This is a genomic window from Arthrobacter sp. 05L421 (assembly GCF_056397785.1).
Genome location: NZ_JBFTOC010000015.1, coordinates 60948 through 79272 on the forward strand (window position 1 = coordinate 60948; position 18325 = coordinate 79272).

The 18325-nt window shown below is 65.6% G+C and carries 18 protein-coding genes; 12 read left to right on the forward strand and 6 right to left on the reverse strand.

Annotation, left to right across the window (positions count from 1 at the left end; translation table 11 throughout):
- Positions 1 to 200: 200 nt before the first annotated feature.
- Together AC1DKQ_RS16445 and metE are read left to right on the forward strand one after the other, a co-directional pair.
- Entirely contained in the window at positions 201 to 1187 is a 987-nt protein-coding gene (locus AC1DKQ_RS16445; RefSeq protein WP_476885151.1) for a methylenetetrahydrofolate reductase, read from the forward strand.
- A 46-nt stretch (positions 1188 to 1233) separates the two neighbouring features.
- Complete coding sequence (gene metE, locus AC1DKQ_RS16450; RefSeq protein WP_476919586.1) at positions 1234 to 3567, forward strand: 5-methyltetrahydropteroyltriglutamate--homocysteine S-methyltransferase; 2334 nt, start codon at positions 1234 to 1236, stop codon at positions 3565 to 3567.
- A gap of 162 nt (positions 3568 to 3729) precedes the next feature.
- Here the strand turns inward: metE and AC1DKQ_RS16455 are convergent, their stop codons facing one another.
- Positions 3730 to 4236, reverse strand: coding sequence for a DUF2004 domain-containing protein (locus tag AC1DKQ_RS16455; protein ID WP_476885153.1), 507 nt, complete (start codon positions 4234 to 4236; stop codon positions 3730 to 3732).
- 98 nt (positions 4237 to 4334) lie between these two features.
- Here AC1DKQ_RS16455 and AC1DKQ_RS16460 point away from each other — a divergent pair, with 98 nt between their 5' ends.
- On the forward strand, positions 4335 to 5729 hold the full coding sequence (locus AC1DKQ_RS16460) for an aldehyde dehydrogenase family protein (protein ID WP_476919587.1): 1395 nt from the start codon (positions 4335 to 4337) through the stop codon (positions 5727 to 5729).
- Here the strand turns inward: AC1DKQ_RS16460 and AC1DKQ_RS16465 are convergent.
- Complete coding sequence (locus AC1DKQ_RS16465) at positions 5726 to 5947, reverse strand: hypothetical protein (RefSeq protein WP_476885154.1); 222 nt, start codon at positions 5945 to 5947, stop codon at positions 5726 to 5728. The genes AC1DKQ_RS16460 and AC1DKQ_RS16465 overlap by 4 nt on opposite strands.
- Positions 5948 to 6031: 84 nt before the next feature.
- Positions 6032 to 6952, reverse strand: a complete 921-nt coding sequence (locus AC1DKQ_RS16470; protein WP_476919588.1) for a LysR family transcriptional regulator — start codon at positions 6950 to 6952, stop codon at positions 6032 to 6034.
- Between the two features lie 255 nt (positions 6953 to 7207).
- On the opposite strand from AC1DKQ_RS16470, the gene AC1DKQ_RS16475 reads away from it, so the two are divergent.
- The 7 genes from AC1DKQ_RS16475 to nrdF all read left to right on the forward strand — a co-directional run bounded on the left by AC1DKQ_RS16475 (position 7208) and on the right by nrdF (position 15252).
- A complete protein-coding gene (locus AC1DKQ_RS16475; protein WP_476919589.1) occupies positions 7208 to 8587 on the forward strand; it encodes an NAD(P)/FAD-dependent oxidoreductase in 1380 nt (459 codons plus the stop codon).
- A complete protein-coding gene (locus tag AC1DKQ_RS16480) occupies positions 8584 to 9348 on the forward strand; it encodes a DUF1365 domain-containing protein (RefSeq protein ID WP_476919590.1) in 765 nt (254 codons plus the stop codon). Before AC1DKQ_RS16475 ends, AC1DKQ_RS16480 begins: the two co-directional genes overlap by 4 nt.
- On the forward strand, positions 9345 to 10751 hold the full coding sequence (locus AC1DKQ_RS16485; protein WP_476919591.1) for a class I SAM-dependent methyltransferase: 1407 nt from the start codon (positions 9345 to 9347) through the stop codon (positions 10749 to 10751). Before AC1DKQ_RS16480 ends, AC1DKQ_RS16485 begins: the two co-directional genes overlap by 4 nt.
- 409 nt (positions 10752 to 11160) lie before the next feature.
- Complete coding sequence (nrdH, locus tag AC1DKQ_RS16490) at positions 11161 to 11406, forward strand: glutaredoxin-like protein NrdH (protein ID WP_018773329.1); 246 nt, start codon at positions 11161 to 11163, stop codon at positions 11404 to 11406.
- Positions 11407 to 11495: 89 nt separating this feature from the next.
- On the forward strand, positions 11496 to 11993 hold the full coding sequence (gene nrdI / locus AC1DKQ_RS16495; protein ID WP_476885158.1) for a class Ib ribonucleoside-diphosphate reductase assembly flavoprotein NrdI: 498 nt from the start codon (positions 11496 to 11498) through the stop codon (positions 11991 to 11993).
- A gap of 74 nt (positions 11994 to 12067) precedes the next feature.
- Positions 12068 to 14188: a class 1b ribonucleoside-diphosphate reductase subunit alpha gene (gene nrdE, locus AC1DKQ_RS16500; RefSeq protein WP_476919619.1), complete on the forward strand. Its 2121-nt coding sequence runs from the start codon at positions 12068 to 12070 to the stop codon at positions 14186 to 14188.
- A gap of 89 nt (positions 14189 to 14277) precedes the next feature.
- Positions 14278 to 15252: a class 1b ribonucleoside-diphosphate reductase subunit beta gene (gene nrdF / locus AC1DKQ_RS16505; RefSeq protein WP_476919592.1), complete on the forward strand. Its 975-nt coding sequence runs from the start codon at positions 14278 to 14280 to the stop codon at positions 15250 to 15252.
- Positions 15253 to 15645: 393 nt separating this feature from the next.
- Here the strand turns inward: nrdF and AC1DKQ_RS16510 are convergent, their stop codons facing one another.
- From AC1DKQ_RS16510 to AC1DKQ_RS16520, 3 genes are all read right to left on the reverse strand, one after another.
- Positions 15646 to 15909 carry an antibiotic biosynthesis monooxygenase gene (locus AC1DKQ_RS16510; protein ID WP_476919593.1) on the reverse strand — a complete coding sequence of 88 codons (264 nt, stop codon included), beginning with the start codon at positions 15907 to 15909 and terminating at the stop codon, positions 15646 to 15648.
- 302 nt (positions 15910 to 16211) lie between these two features.
- On the reverse strand, positions 16212 to 16481 hold the full coding sequence (locus AC1DKQ_RS16515; protein ID WP_476919594.1) for a hypothetical protein: 270 nt from the start codon (positions 16479 to 16481) through the stop codon (positions 16212 to 16214).
- Between the two features lie 61 nt (positions 16482 to 16542).
- The gene (locus AC1DKQ_RS16520) at positions 16543 to 16797 is read right to left on the reverse strand and encodes a hypothetical protein (RefSeq protein WP_476919595.1); all 255 of its coding nucleotides are present in this window, start codon (positions 16795 to 16797) and stop codon (positions 16543 to 16545) included.
- 120 nt (positions 16798 to 16917) lie between these two features.
- Here AC1DKQ_RS16520 and AC1DKQ_RS16525 point away from each other — a divergent pair, with 120 nt between their 5' ends.
- Both AC1DKQ_RS16525 and AC1DKQ_RS16530 read left to right on the forward strand, forming a co-directional pair.
- Positions 16918 to 17334 (forward strand): hypothetical protein, encoded by a 417-nt coding sequence (locus AC1DKQ_RS16525; RefSeq protein WP_476919596.1) that lies wholly within the window; start codon positions 16918 to 16920, stop codon positions 17332 to 17334.
- Between the two features lie 221 nt (positions 17335 to 17555).
- Positions 17556 to 17861 (forward strand): EthD family reductase, encoded by a 306-nt coding sequence (locus AC1DKQ_RS16530; RefSeq protein ID WP_476919597.1) that lies wholly within the window; start codon positions 17556 to 17558, stop codon positions 17859 to 17861.
- Positions 17862 to 18325: the final 464 nt, after the last annotated feature.

Genomic DNA, 18325 nt, shown 5'->3' on the forward strand with positions numbered 1-18325 from the left:
GCGGTCCAGGAGGGTGTGGGTGCCCCCATGTGGGCCTGACATTTGCTCACGGACAACTTCGTTTCAGGCGTACCAGTCGCGGCTGCGCCCTGCTGAAGTTCCCTCCGTGTTCCCCAAACTCCATTCACTGACGGCGGTTCCGTTTCCGGTCATCCGGGTTACCGGTCTTCTGTCGGCAGTGTTCACAGCCAAGGACGCAAATGTCACCACCAAGCCTGATCGATACCCATCCCAATCTTGCCGGCGCGGCCCCTGTCGCGCTGTCCTACGAGCTGTTCCCGCCGCGGTCGCCCGCGGCCGCCGAATCCCTCTGGACCACCATCGGCGAATTGGAAGCCACGGACCCGGACTACGTGTCCGTGACCTACGGGTCCAACGGGTCCAACCACGGCACCGCCCTGGACCTGATCAACCGGCTCGTGCAGGAAACCACGCTGCGGCCCCTGGCCCACCTGACCTGCGTCGGTAACTCCCCGCAGGAACTGGCGGAGATCATCGGCGACCTGCTCGACGTCGGCGTCCGCGGCATCCTCGCCCTGCGCGGTGACCGGCCCAAGGACGGCGCCACCCCGCCGCCGGGATCGCTCCGCTACGCCCAGGACCTGATCGAACTGATCCGCCGGGTGGAGCAGCGCCGCTCGGCGCTGCTGTGCGCCGGCAAGGTCGCGGTCGGCGTCGCCGCCTACCCGACCCGGCACCCGGAATCCCCAAGCGAGGCGCACGACGTCGAGGTGCTGCTGGCCAAGCAACGCTCCGGCGCCGACTTCGCCATCACCCAGGTCTTCTTCCACACCGAGCAGTACGCCGACCTCCTGACCCGGGCACGCCGGGCCGGGGTGACCATCCCGATCATTCCCGGGGTCATGCCGCTGACCAGCCTCCGGCGGCTCGCCCGGCTGGGCGAACTGACCGGCGTGGAACCGGCGCCCGAACTCATCGATCGCCTCGCGGCCGCCGACACCGATGCCGAGCGGACCCGGATCGGCGTCAGCGCCACGGTTGACCTCGCCAACGCGGCCCTGGCCGCTGGTGCCCCCGGCATCCACCTGTACACGTTCAATGAACACGCCGCGGCCCTGGACGTGCTGGACAAACTCGCCCTGCCCCGGCCGCACCGCGGGAACGGGCACGGCGCCGGCCGTGCCAATGCCTCCCGGCGTGCCGCCAGCGCCCAGCTCGCCAGCTGAGCACCCCACCTTCGTCATCTGTCAACGACAACTTCAAGGACTTCCCATGACTGACCTTCCCATCACGCCCTTCCCGTCCGCCTCGATCCTCGGCTACCCCCGCATCGGCCGCCGCCGCGAGCTCAAGAAAGCCGTCGAGGCCTACTGGGCCGGCAAGATCGACGCCGCAGCCCTGGACGCCGCCGCCAAGGAAATCCAGATCGGCACCGCCAAGCGCCTCCAGGGCCTGGGCCTGACCGAAGCCGCGGCCGTCCCCGGCACCTTCTCCTACTACGACCAGGTGCTCGACGCCGCCGCCCACCTCGGCGCCGTGCCGGCCCGCTTCGGGAACCTCCTCAACGCTGAGGGACAGCTCGGCATCGACGGCTACTTCACCCTGGCCCGCGGCAACAAGGAACAGCAGCCACTGGAAATGACCAAGTGGTTCGACACCAACTACCACTACCTCGTGCCGGAAATCGGCCCGGAGACCAACTTCGCGCTGACCTCCAACCGGATAGTCGAGGAATTCGAGTACGCCCTCGCCAACGGTGTGGAAACCCGCCCGTACATCGTCGGCCCGGTCACGTTCCTCCTGCTGAGCAAGGCCTCCGACGACGCCCCGGCCGGCTTCAGCCCGCTGTCCCGCCTCGAGGACATCCTCCCCGTCTACACCGCACTGCTTCAGAAGCTCGCCGCCGCCGGCGCCAGCTGGGTCCAGCTCGACGAGCCCGCCCTCGTGGTGGACCAGGACACCCCGGCCGTGGAAGTCCAGGCCGCCGTCGCCCGCTCCTACGAGGCCCTCGCCGCCGCGGCGCAGCGCCCGCAGCTGTTCGTCTCCACCCCGTACGGCGCGCTCAACGGCCAGCTCGGCACGCTCGCCGCCACCGGCATCGACGCCCTGCACGTGGACGTCTTCAAGGGCGAGGTCCCGTCCGCCGCGGCCCTCGCCGCGCTGGGCAACAAAACCCTCGTTGCCGGCGTCGTGGACGGCCACAACATCTGGCGCAACGATCTTGCCGGCTCCGCCAAGAAGATCGCCGAACTGAAGAAGTCGGTGGCCAAGCTGGCCGTCAGCACGTCCACTTCCACCCAGCACGTCCCGCACGACGTCGACGAGGAAGTCCAGCTGTCCGAGCAGCTGCGCAGCTGGCTGGCTTTCGCCGACCAGAAAGCCGTTGAAGTTGTCACCCTGGCCGGTCTGCTGACCGACGAGGCTGCCGTCCAGCCCGCCATCGACGAGGCCACCCGCGTCATCGCCTCCCGCGCCGAGGCCGAGGGCGTCCGCCGCGGCGACGTCCGGGCCCGCACCGCCGCCCTGACCGACGCCGACTTCAGCCGCTCCGCCTACGCCGTCCGCGAGGCAGCCCAGGAGAAGGCGCTGCACCTGCCGCCGCTGCCCACCACCACCATCGGCTCCTTCCCGCAGACCTCGGAAATCCGCACCGCCCGGGCCCGCGCCAACCGCGGCGACCTCACCACGGAGCAGTACGAGCAGCTGATGAAGGAAGAGATCAAGCGCGTCGTTGAGCTGCAGGAAGAGCTCGGCTTCGACGTCCTGGTCCACGGCGAGCCTGAGCGCAATGACATGGTCCAGTACTTCGCCGAGAACCTCGAAGGCTTCGACGTCACAGTGCACGGCTGGGTCCAGTCCTACGGCTCGCGCTGCACCCGCCCGTCCATCCTGTGGGGCGATGTCACCCGCAGCGCCCCGATCACGGTGGAATGGGCCAAGTACGCGCAGTCCCTGACCAACAAGCCGATGAAGGGCATGCTCACCGGCCCGGTCACCATCCTCGCCTGGTCCTTCGTCCGCGACGACCAGCCGCTCGGCGAGACCGCCAACCAGGTGGCCCTGGCCCTTCGCGACGAGATCGCCGACCTCGAAGCCGCCGGCATCAAGGTCATCCAGGTGGACGAGCCCGCCCTCCGCGAGCTCCTGCCGCTGCGCAAGGCCGACCAGGCCGTGTACCTGGACTGGTCCGTGAAGTCCTTCCGCCTGTCCACCGCCGGCGCCGCTGACGCCACCCAGGTCCACACCCACCTGTGCTACTCCGAGTTCGGCGCCATCATCGACGCGATCGACGGCCTCGACGCCGACGTCACCTCGATCGAGGCCGCCCGTTCCCGCATGGAGGTTGTGCACGACCTCGAGTCCCACGGCTTCGGCCGCGGCGTGGGCCCGGGCGTCTACGACATCCACTCGCCCCGCGTCCCGGGCGAGCAGGAAGTCACCGAGCTCCTGAGCACCGCGGTCAAGCACGTCCCGTCCCGCCAGCTCTGGGTCAACCCGGACTGCGGCCTGAAGACCCGCGGCTACGCCGAGACCGAAGAGTCCCTGCGCAACCTGGTCACGGCCACCAAGACGGTCCGCGCCGAACTGCTTCAATCCGCCAAGTAAGCAGCCGCCAAGTAAGCCCGCTCCACACACATACGACGCCGGCCGGTCACCTCACAAGGTGGCCGGCCGGCGTCGTACGTTCTTCGTCATCGATTGCTGAGTAGCCGCCGTTGTGAAGGCTCAAAAGGGCGCCTGCGGAGCACTCGATTCAGGATTCCCGATTCAGGATTCCCAGAGGATTTCGTCGTCGACGACGCCGTCCTCGTCCGCGGAGGCGACGAGGACCTCGTCGGTGAAGTGCTGGCCCAGCGTGAAGTCCAGGACGAAGTAGCGTTCCGGCTGGCCGGGGTAGATGCCCACGTGGCCCAGCTTGAGCGCCTTGAGGAAGACCTCGTCGGTGAGCTGGCTCTTGTTCTCGACGCCGAAGACCTTTTTGAGGTGTTCGTCCTTGATCGCGTTGCAATGGAAGTGGCGGTACTCCTGCGGGCTGGTGCCTTCCTGGTCCAGTTCCTCGGCGATCATTTCGCGGACCTGGTCCACGAGTTCGGGTAGGAAGCGCAAGCGGTAGTCAACTTTATGCATGGCCGCTTCGTCGAAATGGTCATGCGCGTTGACATTCAAGTCAAGTTCCACGGTCTGGCCCGCCAGCTCATGCGTGGCGGTGAGATTATGGTCCCTTCCGTGATTGAGCTCGACCTCGCCGAAGTGCTTGCTCGCTACCTTGTTCATATGTTCAACATAGTCCTGAAAACCGGACCATTCCAGCGTTGGAAGGGTTTTATCCGGTACCGGACCGGCGGACATCCGTGTGACTGTACATTGATCGGATGCAGCATGTAACCTCGCCCGTCGTCCGCGCCCGGGCCGTGTTCGACGCCGGGACCACCCGTCCGCTCACGTGGCGGCTGGAGCAGCTCCGCCAGCTGCGGCGCCTGCTGGCGGAACGGCACAGGGACTTCGCCGAGGCCCTCGCCACGGACGTGGGCAAGCACCGCACGGAGGCGCAACTGGCGGAGATTGGGTTCGTCGACGCCGAGGCGGCACATCTGGAACGGCACCTCGAAGGCTGGCTGCGGCCCCGCCGGGTGCCGGTGCCGCTCGCGGTGCAGCCGGCCCGAGCCTGGACCGAACTCACGCCGCTGGGCGTGGTGCTGGTGATCGGGCCGTGGAATTACCCGGTGCAGCTGCTGCTCGGTCCGCTCGCCGGCGCGTTGGCCGCGGGGAACACCGTGGTGCTCAAGCCGAGCGAACACGCCCCGGCCACGTCGGCCGTGCTGGCCCGGTGGATGCCCGAATACCTGGCCGGCGCCGTCGAGGTGGTTGAGGGCGGCATCCCGGAGACCACGGTGCTGCTGGCCGAACGCTTCGACCACATCTTCTTCACCGGGGGAGAGGCTGCTGCCAAGGTGGTGATGCGCGCGGCGGCCGAGCGCCTGACCCCCGTGACGCTGGAGCTCGGTGGCAAGTCCCCGGCCTATGTCGATGCGTCCACGGACCTGGCCACGGCAGCCAAGCGGATCGCCTGGGGCCGGTTCATGAATGCCGGGCAGACGTGCGTCGCCCCGGACTACGTCCTGGCCCGGGAGGAAGTCCTGGAGCCGCTTCAGGCCGAGCTGATCAGGGCCGTTGCGGCGCTCTTCGGGACGGACCCTTCGGCGAGCCCGTCCTACGGCCGGATTGTCGATGACCGCCACTTCGCACGGCTCGCTGCCCTCGCCGACGCCAGCACCGTGGTGCACGGCGGACAGCGCGACGCCGCCAGCCGCTACTTTGCGCCGACCTTGCTGCGCCCGGCGCCCGGCGACGCCGTCATGACGGAAGAAATCTTCGGACCGCTGCTGCCGCTGGTGCCCGTGCGCGGGCTGGACGGGGCTATCGAGGAGGTCAACGGCCGGCCCAAGCCGCTGGCCCTCTACGTCTTCAGCAAGGATCCGGCCACCCGCCGCGCCTTCGCCGGGCGGACCTCGTCCGGGGCGCTGTGCTTCGACGTTCCGGCGGCCCACCTGTCCGTTCCCGGGCTGCCCTTCGGCGGGGTCGGCGGCAGCGGTATGGGGGCCTACCACGGGGAACATTCGGTGCGGACGTTCTCGCATGAGCGCTCCACCTTGGACAAGCCGCTGCGGCCGGACACGCTGGAACTCATCTACCCGCCGTACACCCGGACCAGGCACCGGATCATCGACGCGCTGGTGGCGCCGGTCGGAAAGCGGATCAGGTCCTAGCCGGCTTCCACGCCGTCCCATTCGACCTCGACCCAGCGCGTCCCCTCGTCGTCCCAGGACTCCGAGTGGCCCAGCAGGGCTATGTCATCGAAGCTCACCTCGATGCCATGGCGCTTCAGGGTGTCCCGGAGTTCCTCGGTGGCGGCGCGGACGGCCGCGGCGATTACTTCGGGGTTGTCGGAGGCGACAGGCCGGGAGGCTGAATAGCTTTTGTTCATGGACCCCATCCTTCTCGATCGGGCTCCGCAGCGAAACCCTCTTTAGGCCCTTCAGCGCAGGCCTCTAAGCTGAGCCCGTTCGGCTCAGTCCTGTCGTGCGGCGCCGAGCCGGTGCATCGTCTCGGCCAGCAGTTCCACGAACAACTGGACCTGGGCGGTCCGCTTCTCGTTGAGCAGCAGGGCGAAAACGTTCCGGGCCAGCCGGATCTCCGGGACATCGAGGACCACCACGCCGGCCGGCCGGTGCCGCAGGGCGAGTTCGGGGACCAGCGCGGCGCCGAGCCCGGCGGCCGCCATCTCCAGGCTGGCGTGGAAGTCATCGCTGTAGGCCACCACGCGGGGGTGCAGGTTGCAGCTCGCGAAGAGGCGTTCGATCACCGTGGCGTCGGACGTGCCCGGGTGGTGCATGATCCACGGCATGTCCGAGAGATGCGGCGCGGCCACCTTGGAATCCGTGCCGATGCCCCAGGCCGCCGGCAGCACCACCCGGAAGTCGTCGTCGCCGATCCACTGCCGGTCCACGGTGTGCGGCCAGGCGAGGCCGGACTGTCCCACCTGGTACACCAGGGCCACGTCGAGTTCGCCGCCGGTCCGCAGCCCCTGGATGGTCTGGGCCGGTTCCGCGACCGAGACCCGCAGATCGATGCCGAGCTTCTTCCAGGCCGGGTTCTGCAGGATCGGCGGCAGCACATAGGTGGCGAGGCTCGGGAAGATGCCCAGCCGCAGCTCCTGGCTGGGGCTCTCCTGCGCCCGGGAGGCGGCGGCCATGAGCGTCTCGATGTCCGTCAGCACCTTGGCAGCGTGCCGCGTCATCACGACGGCGGCCTCCGTCGGCTGGATGCTGCGGGCCGCCCGCTGGAACAAGGTGACGCCGGTGTCGCGTTCCAGCGCCGACATCTGCTGGGAGACGGCCGAGGCCGTGTAGCCGAGCCGGGCCGCGGCGGCCGCAAACGATCCCAGCCGGATCACTTCCACGAGGGTCCGCAGATGGACGGGGTTGATCAAGGGCTGCCCTTCGCCTGGTAGCGGTCCACGGAGCCGGGACCGGAATTCCCGCTTCATTGTGGCATATCCGGCCGTCCCCGGGCCCCAGCCAGGCTTCGGATGCCGGCGCCACAGGCACCGCACTGAAAGCCGAACCGAAAAATGCGGAATTCATACTCATCCGGCCGCCCGGCAGCAACGAATTGCCCACAAGAGAGTTCGGGTTAGACAGCATCTCGCCCTAATCAACAGGCGCTAAACAACAGGAGCAGACCAGTGTCGCAAGCAGCAGGGATTCCGGCAGGCCGGCGCGTCGCCGTCATCGGCAGCGGAGTGGCGGGGCTGACCGCCGCGTACGTGCTGAACGGGCAGGACCGGGTAACCCTCTTCGAGGCGGACGACCGGCTCGGCGGCCACGCCCACACCCACGATGTGCCGCAGCAGGGCGGGCCCACTCTGGGCGTGGACACCGGCTTCATTGTCCACAACGAGCGGACCTACCCCACGCTCCTGCGTCTGTTCGCTGAGTTGGGTGTCGAAACACAGGACTCGGAAATGAGCATGTCCGTCCGCTGCGACGGCTGCGGCCTGGAATACGCCGGCGCACGGCCGAAGGGGAGCGGCATCATTCCCCGGCCGGCCACCTTGCTGCGCGGCCGCTACCTGCTGATGCTGCTGGAAGTCACCCGGTTCCACCGCCGGGCCCGCGCCCTGCTGGCGGAACCCGCCACAGGCGCCGGCATAGGCACCGGCACGGCAGCGGGAGACGAACTCACCCTGGGCGACTTCCTGGCCCGGGAGAAATTCAGCCGCTACTTCATCTCGCACTTCATGACCCCCGTGGTCAGCGCCGTCTGGTCCTGTGACCCCACCACCGCGCTGGCCTACCCGGCCCGCTACCTCTTCACCTTCCTGGGCCACCACGGGCTGCTCGGGGTCAAGGGCTCGCCGCAATGGCGGACAGTCACCGGCGGCTCGCGCAGCTACGTCGACAAGGTGGCCGAGACCCTGCCGGACATCCGGCTCGCCAGCCCCGTCACCACGGTGCACCGGCACGCCGACGGCGTGGACGTCACGTCCGCGCTGGGTGCCGGTACCGTGCGGGAGACCTTTGACGCCGTCGTCATCGCCACGCACCCGGCACAGGCCCTGCGCATGCTCACCGGCGCCTCGGCCGCCGAGCGGGCCGCCCTGGGCGGCATGCCGTACTCGGTGAACCAGACGGTCTTCCACCGCGACCAAGCCGTGCTGCCCGCCAGCCCCAACGCCCAGGCCTCCTGGAACTACCGGCTGCCGTCCTGCGACGCCCGGCCGGACAAGGTCCTGGTCAGCTACGACATGACCCGGCTGCAGCGGCTGGAGCCCGCGGACGGCGGCCGGTACATCGTCAGCCTCGGTGAATCCGAACTGATCGACGACGCCGCCGTCCTGGACCGGATGGTCTACGAGCACCCGCAGTACACCCCGGAGTCGCTGCAGGCGCAGCAGCGGATCCTCGGGCTCGGCGACGAGCGCCTGGCGTTCGCCGGCGCGTATCACGGCTGGGGATTCCACGAGGACGGCGCTTTGTCCGGCCTCAAGGCCGCCGCCCGGCTGGGCCGCGCCTGGGAGCCGCTCCCGGTCACTGTCCAGCCGGCCACAGCGGAGGCACCATGAGCGCGCAGGGCTCCAAGCATCAGGCGGCCATCTACCGCACGGTCATCTCGCATGTGCGGCGCACCCCGTTGCGCAACGCCTTCACCTACCGCAGCTACAGCTGGTATGTCGACGTCGACCACCTCCCGCAGCTCCCGCGCCTGCTCCGGCCGCTGGCCGGCTTCCGGGTTGAGGACCACCTGGGTGATCCGGGCGGCACCCTGCGCGGCAACGTGGAACGCTACCTTGCCACTCAGGGGATCGGGCCTGCGCAGGGGAACGGGCTCGACGGCGGACGGATCACCATGCTCGCCAGCGCACGGGTGCTCGGGCACGTCTTTAACCCGCTGAGCGTGTTCTGGTGCCATGACGCTGCCGGTGAGCTGCGCTGCGTCGTCGTCGAGGTCCACAACACGTATGGGGAGCGGCACTGCTACCTCCTCGAAACGGACGGCGCGGGCCGGGCGAGCGTCCCGAAGGGCTTTTACGTCTCGCCGTTCAATGACGTCGACGGCGAGTACCGCATGAAGCTCCCCGAACCCTGCGAACGGCTCGCCGTATCGATAGTCCTGGAACGGGAGGGCCAGCAGCCCTTCATCGCCACCATGGACGGCGTCCGCCACGAAGCCACCCTGCGGAACATCGCGTCCGCGGCGCTCGCGGTACCCCTGGCCCCGCTGCGTGTCGCGGCGCAGATCCGCTGGCAAGGCATCAGGCTGTGGGCGCGCCGCCTGCCCATCATCAAGAAACCACACCACCCTTCACAGGAGGCAGTTCAGTGACAATGACCGAAGCGACCGGATCCGGTACGGGTCGGGCACAGGGCACCACGCGCAGCAGCGCGGCAAACGGCACGGCCGTAAACGGTAGGGTGCCGTACACCGTTCCCCAGCCGCCCGTCACCATCGACGCCGCCGTCTGGCCCAGCATCGCGGCCGTGCCTTCGAGCCTCAAGGCCCGTGTGGCCGGCCGCGCTGCCGACGCCATCTTCAAGGCGGCCGTGCGCAGGCTGCCGCTGGAAGTCCGCTACCCGGACGGCACAGTGTTGGGCAAAGAAGGGTTGGGCACTGCCTACCCCGTCATGACCATCAACCGGCCGGAAGCCTTCGCCGCCCGGCTCGGCGACGGCGGCCTGATCGGCCTGGGGGAGTCCTTCATGGCGGGTGACTGGGACGCCGATGACCTCACCGCCGTCATGGAGGTGTTCGCCTCCCGCGTCGGCACGCTGGTGCCCGAGCCGCTGCAGAAACTGCGCGGACTCTACCTGCCGCACCAGCCACGCAGGGAGCGGAACACGGAGAAGAACACCCGCTCCAACATCTCGCGGCACTACGACCTCTCCAACGAGCTCTTCGCCTCGTTCCTGGACAGCACCATGACGTACTCCAGCGCCCTCTTCCCCGAAAGCGGCGACGCCCTGCGGAACGTGCCGTGGGACGGGCTGGCTGCCGCCCAGCAGGCCAAGATCGACCGTCTGCTGGACAAGGCCGGTGTGAAGGAAGGCACCCGCGTCCTGGAAATCGGGACCGGCTGGGGCGAGCTGGCCCTCCGAGCCGCCGCCCGCGGCGCCACGGTGTACTCCGTGACCCTCTCCAGCGAACAGCAGGAACTGGCCCGCCAGCGCGTGGCCGGGGCCGGCTACGCCGACGCCGTCACGATCGAGCTCAAGGACTACCGCGCGGTGGAGGGCGAGTACGACGCCGTCGTCTCGGTCGAAATGATCGAGGCCGTCGGCTTCGAATACTGGGCCACGTACTTCCAGACCATCGAGCGGGTCCTGGCCCCCGGCGGCAAGGTGGCCATCCAGGCCATCACGATCGCCCACGACCGTCTCATGGCCACCCGCACCAGTTACACCTGGGTGCACAAGTACATCTTCCCCGGCGGGGTCATTCCGTCCGTCCGCGCCATCGAAGAGATCACCGAGAAGCAGACCGGACTGCGGGTCCGCGAACGCCTCGCCATGGGCGAACACTATGCCCAGACCCTGCGGCTCTGGGAGGAGCGGTTCATGGCCCGCGCGGACGAGGTCGGGGCCATGGGCTTCGACGCCGTCTTCCAGCGGATGTGGCTGTTCTACCTGTGCTACTCCCGGGCAGGTTTTGAAACGGGCTACCTTGACGTGCAGCAGATCGTGCTCGACCACGCTTCTACGAAGAGTGCCGCCACCAAGGGCGCTATTTGACCGCGGGGTGTTAGAACAATCACGATCCGTTTGAGGCGGGCACCAGGGTGCCCGCCTCTTTCGTGTGCCCGGACACCAGATGTAGTGTCCGGCGCCACCGTGGTGCCTACTGGCGGAGGGGCGCGACACGCCGTCTCCGGTGCGACACGCGGGGGTGATTAATGTGAATAACTACTGCACAGGGTGTGGATTTCGTCCGCCAAAATGGCTGAAATCCGGACATTTGGAGGGCCTCCTCCTGTGGATTAAAGGTGGGTTAAATGACATACTTGTAATACATCATCTTGGGGTCCGCATGAGGCTCTTGCACTACATGTAGTATCGACATACAGTTCCAGCAGAGCATCAGGGCGGGACAGCCGGAGCCGGGATAGCGCTCCACGAAGACTTCAACAAAGGGGACAGGACCATGACCGTTACGGTTTACACGAAGCCGGCCTGCGTTCAGTGCAACGCGACCTACCGCGCGCTGGACAAGAAGGGCATCGCTTACCAGAGCGTCGACATCTCCCAGGATGCTGAGGCCCTTGAGCGCCTGAAATCCCTGGGCTACATGCAGGCCCCCGTCGTCGTCACCGACCAGGATCACTGGTCCGGTTTCCGTCCGGACAAGATCGAAGAACTGGCGCAGGCCGCCGCCGTCGCTGTAGCCTGAAACGCTCCGTAGCCTGAAATTCCCAATACTCTGAAACGCTCAGGGGCGCCGCTACCAGGCAAGAATTCACGGTAGATGAGGTGACCACCATGGTTGTAACAACAGATGATCGGGTGGCTGCCGCGGCTGACAGCGGGGAAGCGGTCAGCACAGCGGCTCCCGAGCTAACGCACTGCCGCCTCATCTACTTTTCCTCCACCTCCGAAAACACGGCACGCTTCGTTGCGAAGCTGGGCGTCGACGCCGCCAGGATCCCCCTCTACCTGCGGGACGCTCCACTGGTGGCCCGGGAGCCCTACGTGCTGGTGCTGCCGACCTACGGCGGCACCGGGGGAGAGGGATCTGTTCCAAAGCAGGTCATCAGGTTTTTGAACGACCCGGGCAACCGGAAGCTGATCCGCGGAGTGATCGGCGCAGGGAACACCAACTTCGGGGACAACTACTGCATGGCCGGCGACATCATCGCCGCCAAGTGCAAGGTCCCGCACCTATATCGCTTCGAACTCATGGGGACGCCGGAAGACGTCAACCGCGTACAACAAGGATTGGAAGAGTTTTGGACACGACTGTCGCAGACACAGCAGTAACTGAGGGCGCAGGCACCAACGCGGCCACCGCCACGGGCGCCGCCACCGCAGCTGAGAAGCAGGAAAAGCACGAGATGCCGGCCGCCTACAAGGGTCTGGGCTACCACGAGCTCAACGCCATGCTGAACCTCTACGGCCCCAACGGAGAGATCCAGTTCGAGGCCGACCGCGAGGCCGCGCACCAGTACTTCCTGCAGCACGTGAACAACAACACCGTGTTCTTCCACGACCTCGAGGAAAAGCTCGACTACCTCGTCAAGAACGAGTACTACGAGCGCGAAACCCTCGACCAGTACACGATGAACTTCATCCGCGAGCTCTACAACCGTGCGTACAAGAAGAAGTTCCGCTTCGAGACCTTCCTTGGCGCGTTCAAGTTTTACACCTCCTACACGCTGAAGACGTTCGACGGAAAGCGCTTCCTGGAGCGCTACGAGGACCGCGTCTGCATGGTGGCCCTGCACCTGGCCCGCGGCGACGAGAAGCTCGCCACCCAGATGGTGGACGAGATCATCGAAGGCCGCTTCCAGCCGGCCACCCCGACGTTCCTGAACGCCGGCAAGAAGCAGCGCGGCGAGCTGGTCTCCTGCTTCCTGCTCCGCATCGAAGACAACATGGAGTCGATCGGCCGCTCCATCAACTCCGCGCTGCAGCTCTCCAAGCGCGGCGGCGGCGTGGCCTTCGCGCTGACCAACATCCGCGAGGTCGGCGCGCCGATCAAGCAGATCGAGAACCAGTCCTCAGGCGTCATCCCCGTGATGAAGCTCCTCGAGGACAGCTTCTCCTACGCCAACCAGCTCGGTGCCCGCCAGGGTGCCGGCGCGGTGTACCTGCACGCACACCACCCTGACATCTACCGCTTCCTGGACACCAAGCGGGAGAACGCGGACGAGAAGATCCGCATCAAGACCCTCTCGCTCGGCGTCGTCATCCCGGACATCACCTTCGAGCTGGCCAAGCGGGACGAGGACATGTACCTGTTCTCCCCGTACGACGTCGAAAAGGTCTACGGCATGCCGTTCTCCGACGTCTCGGTCACCGAGAAGTACTACGAGATGGTGGACGATTCCCGGATCAAGAAGACCAAGATCAAGGCGCGCGAGTTCTTCCAGACCCTCGCCGAGATCCAGTTCGAATCCGGCTACCCGTACATCATGTTCGAGGACACCGTGAACCGGGAAAACCCGATCGACGGCAAGATCATCATGTCCAACCTGTGCTCCGAGATCCTCCAGGTCTCCCAGCCCACCACGTACCACGATGACCTGTCCTACGACCAGACCGGCAAGGACATCTCCTGCAACCTGGGCTCGCTGAACATCGCCAAGGCCATGGACTCACCGGACTTCGGCCTGACCATCGAGACGGCCATCCGGTCCCTCTCGGCCGTCTCGGACATGTCCAACATCACCTCGGTGCCCTCGATCGCCCGCGGCAACGACCAGAGCCACGCGATCGGCCTCGGCCAGATGAACCTGCACGGCTACCTGGCCCGCGAGCGGGTCCACTACGGCTCCGAAGAGGGCCTGGACTTCACCAACATCTACTTCTACTCGGTGGTGTTCCACGCGGTCCGTGCCTCCAACCTGTTGGCGATCCAGACCGGCCAGACCTTCGGTGGCTTCGAGAAGTCCAAGTATGCCTCCGGCGAGTTCTTCGACAAGTACACCAACCAGGAATGGGTCCCGCAGACCGAAAAGGTTGCCGAGCTGTTCAAGAACATCCACATCCCCACCCAGGATGACTGGCGCGAGCTGAAGGCCTCCGTCATGGAGCACGGCATCTACAACCAGAACCTGCAGGCTGTGCCGCCCACCGGCTCGATCTCCTACATCAACAACTCCACCTCCTCGATCCACCCGGTGGCGTCCAAGATCGAGATCCGCAAGGAAGGCAAGCTGGGCCGCGTGTACTACCCGGCGCCGTACCTGACGAACGACAACCTGGAGTACTACCAGGACGCGTACGAGATCGGCTACGAGAAGGTCATCGACACGTACGCTGCAGCCACGCAGCACGTGGACCAGGGCCTGTCCCTGACGCTGTTCTTCAAGGACACCGCCACCACCCGCGACATCAACAAGGCCCAGATCTACGCCTGGAAGAAGGGCATCAAGACCATCTACTACATCCGTCTCCGCCAGCTCGCGCTGGAAGGGACCGAGGTGGACGGCTGCGTCAGCTGCATGCTTTAATCTTCAACTAAATCTTGACAGTACGACGGCGGGCGCCCGCCCGCCGTCGTACGCTTAACTTCACGAACACCCAACTTTTAGGGGATGACATGACCGAGAAGGTCAAGCTGCTTAGCCACGTCGAGGCGATCAACTGGAACCGCATCCAGGACGACAAGGACGTGGACGTCTGGAACCGCCTGGTCAACAACTTCTGGCTGCCGGAGAAGATCCCGCTGTCCAACGACGTCCAGTCGTGGGCGACGCTGACCCCGGATGAGCAGCAGCTCACCATGCGCGTGTTCACCGGACTGACCCTGCTGGACACCATCCAGGGCACCGTCGGTGCCGTCTCGCTGATTCCGGACGCGATCACCCCGCATGAAGAGGCTGTCTACACAAACATCGCCTTCATGGAGTCCGTGCACGCCAAGAGCTACTCCTCCATCTTCTCCACTCTGGCCTCCACCAAGGAGATCGACGAGGCCTTCCGCTGGTCCACCGAGAACGTGAACCTTCAGAAGAAGGCCCAGATCGTCATGGACTACTACCAGGGCGAAGATCCCCTCAAGCGCAAGGTGGCCTCCACGCTGCTGGAGAGCTTCCTGTTCTACTCGGGCTTCTACCTGCCGATGTACTGGTCCTCGCGGGCCAAGCTGACGAACACGGCCGACCTCATCCGCCTGATCATCCGCGACGAGGCCGTGCACGGCTACTACATCGGCTACAAGTTCCAGAAGGGCCTCGAAGGCCTGTCCGAGGAGCGCAAGCAGGAAATCAAGGACTACACCTTCGAGCTGCTCTTCGAGCTGTACGAGAACGAAGTCCAGTACACGCACGACCTCTACGACTCCGTCGGCCTGGCCGAGGACGTCAAGAAGTTCCTGCACTACAACGCCAACAAGGCCCTGATGAACCTGGGCTACGAGGCCATGTTCCCGGCTTCTGTCACCGACGTGAACCCGGCCATCCTCTCGGCCCTGTCGCCGAACGCGGACGAGAACCACGACTTCTTCTCTGGCTCGGGTTCCTCTTATGTGATTGGCAAGGCTGTCAATACTGAGGATGACGACTGGGACTTCTAGGTCTTTGTGAGATGTCGACCTAATTGGAAGAATGGCACTCATTTTGGAAGAAGCGCATCGTCTAGTTGGAAGTCTTCCAAGTAGCTGTCGCTAAAGCGGGCCCTGCACGGTAAATCGTGCAGAGCCCGCTTTGTGAGCACTCAGCAGCCGATTGGCCATTCAAAGGGGTTCCGCACGCTTCAGCGTTCGGAACCCCTTTGAGTTTCAATGCACTCTTTACCCCAACTGCATTTTCGAGCTGTATTCGCTTTGGGATTGACAATTGTCCCCCGCAATTACGTCACCAGTAGCTAGCCGATCCTGGCGGGTCCGAGACTGGGCCGAGTGCTCGATCATCGCTGTCCGGCATTGCTTGAACGCCGATCGTTGTTGTGTTCCTTGGGCTCCGTGTAGCTAGTCGAAGAATTCAATGCGTGGCTCGCCTTGAACGCCACCGCGCTGCATCGCGTCCTTCAGATCGGCTCGGGCGAAGAACGCCTTGGCGTTCTCCACGCTGTCGAAATGATGGATGACAAGGACGTTGTCCGGGTCGTCGGCCATCCGGTGCACCGAGTCCTGGCTCACCCCGCTCTCCTTCAGCACGTCGGCAAATGAATCGTAGACCTTGCGCCATGCGTCGTAGTCGGCAACACGGTGGAGGACGATTGAAACGGCCATGATGCTTCTCCTTCCAAGGGTGCCGCGCTAAGCCTTCGGGCCAGCGCTCACAATCTCGTAATGGTCGCGAGCGCTGCCTTCCGGCGCGGGCACAATTATCTTTGGGCCACGGAGTGTATCGCCCAAGGCCGTGATACTCCCGCTTGGAGCAGGCTGTCAACGGGCTAAGTCGCCATCGATGGCGCCAGGCATCAGGATGACGCGGATTGATGCTGTCGCTTTCTCGAAGGCGCTGGGACTTAGTCGCGGCACATTTCAGAGATGAACTCCACACCAGCTACGACGCGCTTATCGGGCACAGTTCAGCGGCGCCCGGAGCGACGATGAATCAGGAGTGCCGCGGCCGAGCACACCAGAGCGGCGGCAATGACACCGGGGTAAGCGATGTTGAACTCCAACGCTTGGGTGCCGTTCTCGGTGACGCGCTGTGCGGTGAAAAACCACGGGACGTGCAGTTGCCCACCCTTGAAGAACACCACCAGACCGGCGACCAGGCAAACAATCCCGGCAGTGACAACACCACTTGCCAGTCCGTCGGCGGCCGCCCGGACGGCGCTTTTCGAATTCGTCATCGTGCCCCCTGCTTGGATGATGATGGGACCATCGTGCGGTCATCGCGGCCGGATGGCCAAATCAAGCGTCGAAGGCGTCCGCCATGTCACCGAGCACGAGGTAGTCGCCGGCGGCATCCTGGAGGCCATAGTCCGCCCAGTACCGGCGCAAGGCTTGCTTCGCCGCTGCGTGCTCCGGGCTGCCCTCCATGGGTCCGTCATCGGTGAGGACGGGGACCGCCTCCAGGATCACCAGGGCGGTGGCTCTGGCCACGGTGTTGATGATCGCCTTCAGGACCGCGTGCCCGAGCCTGTGGCCCGCGCATCTGAACGGCATTCAAAGTAAGCGACCGACCCTGCGGCCGCTGTCAGGGTTCGCCCCGTAACCGCAGGCACTGGTCTCCCTCCACTCGAGGGCGCCTCTCGATTCGATTCGCCGCAATGACACGAGGACCCCATGCAACGCACCACGCTGCTCCGCGTGGCCCCGGCCCCGATCTTCGCCGCCGCCCTGACCGGAACCGTCGCCCCACCGGCGCAGGCTGCCACCGTCCAGGCCCCCAAAATCGTGTCCGTCCCGATTCCCGGGACCATCGTTTCGGGCGCAGGCACCCTCACCCTCAAGGGCGCCGCCGCACTCCGGGCCTCCAACACCACGCTCAGTTGCCGGGCCGTCGGCGCCCAAGCGTTCACCCTCGCCACCGCGGAGTCCCCGTTCGTCGGTCACTACGACTTCCTGCCGCAGGATCCGTTCCGCCCCGGCGCACGGGCCTGGGCGGAACGCCCTCGGCCAGCTCAACGTGGACTACAAGGTGACCGTCAACGCGGGAGGAACATCACCGGGGCAACAGCCGTCGCCCTCGACTCCGAATAATCAACCACCCAGTTCCACGGCGGCCTAAGACCCCGAGTCAACAAAAGCCGGGGCAGTCCCCTTGACGTTTTCGCATATGCGCGTAGAGACGGAGTGATGCTCGTTGGGCCATGGACGCCCTGTGTGCGGACTCCTAATGTGAAAGTGCAGCCATGTTGTCCGCTTCGCGCATCACATCCACGAGTGCTTCACCCACCATCTCCACGAGTAAGGACGAAGCAATGCAAACGAAAATCACGCTGATCATCGATAACCCGTCCGCGCCGGAACTCTTCGAACAGGAAATGCCCACAATTCTTGACCGCGTCGCAGCGCTGGACGGGCTCGTCCGGTTCGAGTCCGCCAAAGTGTGGCCAAAGGAAGACGGCACAGCGACGCCTGCGTATCGCACGCTGGACCTCTATTTCGAAGACTACGACTCTGCCTCACAGGCTGTGGGAGCAGCTTCTGCGGGTGCGTTTTTCGAAGCGCTCGCTAAGGCAGGCGGCACCTTCACGGGACTGTTCTCCGAGGTGGAATCTCGCTAGGGCGAGGCCACAACCAGTTTGGGCTTGGCCGCGATTTCGTCGCGGAGAGCTTTGAGTGCGGCGACGTGGATCTCCGAAAACGTCGGGAACAGTTGGATGGTGTGTCGCTCAGGACATCGAGCGGGACATGGGCCCGCATCGCAGTGTTGCTTGCTGCAGCACTCACCTGCTTCCGGGCCGAAAGCGTAGGAGCCCGTCAGCCGTTCTCCGGCATAGGCGAGCGTATAGGTGGAGGTTCGGCAGTCCCGAAACCGGAGCCGTGGCGCTGGAGCGGCCTTCGACGGCGCCCATAGCCGCGGCTTGCGCATCCGTGGAGGCGGCGCGGGGAACGGCTTCGAATTTGACCGTTCGCCGTACATCGCCGAGGGCATCGCTCACCGAGTGTCCCACTCGTTCACCGGACTTAGCCTCGAGAGCGGCCCGACACGATCGGTAACTACAGTGCATACCGTGGATGTGCGGGA

What these genes read in the sequence shown, in the direction of transcription:
- AC1DKQ_RS16445 (WP_476885151.1), top strand. Translation starts at nt 201, where the DNA reads ATGTCACCACCAAGCCTGATCGATACCCATCCCAATCTTGCCGGCGCG.
- metE (WP_476919586.1), top strand. Translation starts at nt 1,234, where the DNA reads ATGACTGACCTTCCCATCACGCCCTTCCCGTCCGCCTCGATCCTCGGC.
- AC1DKQ_RS16455 (WP_476885153.1), bottom strand. Translation starts at nt 4,236, where the DNA reads ATGAACAAGGTAGCGAGCAAGCACTTCGGCGAGGTCGAGCTCAATCAC.
- AC1DKQ_RS16460 (WP_476919587.1), top strand. Translation starts at nt 4,335, where the DNA reads ATGCAGCATGTAACCTCGCCCGTCGTCCGCGCCCGGGCCGTGTTCGAC.
- AC1DKQ_RS16465 (WP_476885154.1), bottom strand. Translation starts at nt 5,947, where the DNA reads ATGAACAAAAGCTATTCAGCCTCCCGGCCTGTCGCCTCCGACAACCCC.
- AC1DKQ_RS16480 (WP_476919590.1), top strand. Translation starts at nt 8,584, where the DNA reads ATGAGCGCGCAGGGCTCCAAGCATCAGGCGGCCATCTACCGCACGGTC.
- nrdH (WP_018773329.1), top strand. Translation starts at nt 11,161, where the DNA reads ATGACCGTTACGGTTTACACGAAGCCGGCCTGCGTTCAGTGCAACGCG.
- nrdI (WP_476885158.1), top strand. Translation starts at nt 11,496, where the DNA reads ATGGTTGTAACAACAGATGATCGGGTGGCTGCCGCGGCTGACAGCGGG.
- nrdE (WP_476919619.1), top strand. Translation starts at nt 12,068, where the DNA reads ATGCCGGCCGCCTACAAGGGTCTGGGCTACCACGAGCTCAACGCCATG.
- nrdF (WP_476919592.1), top strand. Translation starts at nt 14,278, where the DNA reads ATGACCGAGAAGGTCAAGCTGCTTAGCCACGTCGAGGCGATCAACTGG.
- AC1DKQ_RS16510 (WP_476919593.1), bottom strand. Translation starts at nt 15,909, where the DNA reads ATGGCCGTTTCAATCGTCCTCCACCGTGTTGCCGACTACGACGCATGG.
- AC1DKQ_RS16515 (WP_476919594.1), bottom strand. Translation starts at nt 16,481, where the DNA reads ATGACGAATTCGAAAAGCGCCGTCCGGGCGGCCGCCGACGGACTGGCA.
- AC1DKQ_RS16520 (WP_476919595.1), bottom strand. Translation starts at nt 16,797, where the DNA reads ATGCCGTTCAGATGCGCGGGCCACAGGCTCGGGCACGCGGTCCTGAAG.
- AC1DKQ_RS16525 (WP_476919596.1), top strand. Translation starts at nt 16,918, where the DNA reads ATGCAACGCACCACGCTGCTCCGCGTGGCCCCGGCCCCGATCTTCGCC.
- AC1DKQ_RS16530 (WP_476919597.1), top strand. Translation starts at nt 17,556, where the DNA reads ATGCAAACGAAAATCACGCTGATCATCGATAACCCGTCCGCGCCGGAA.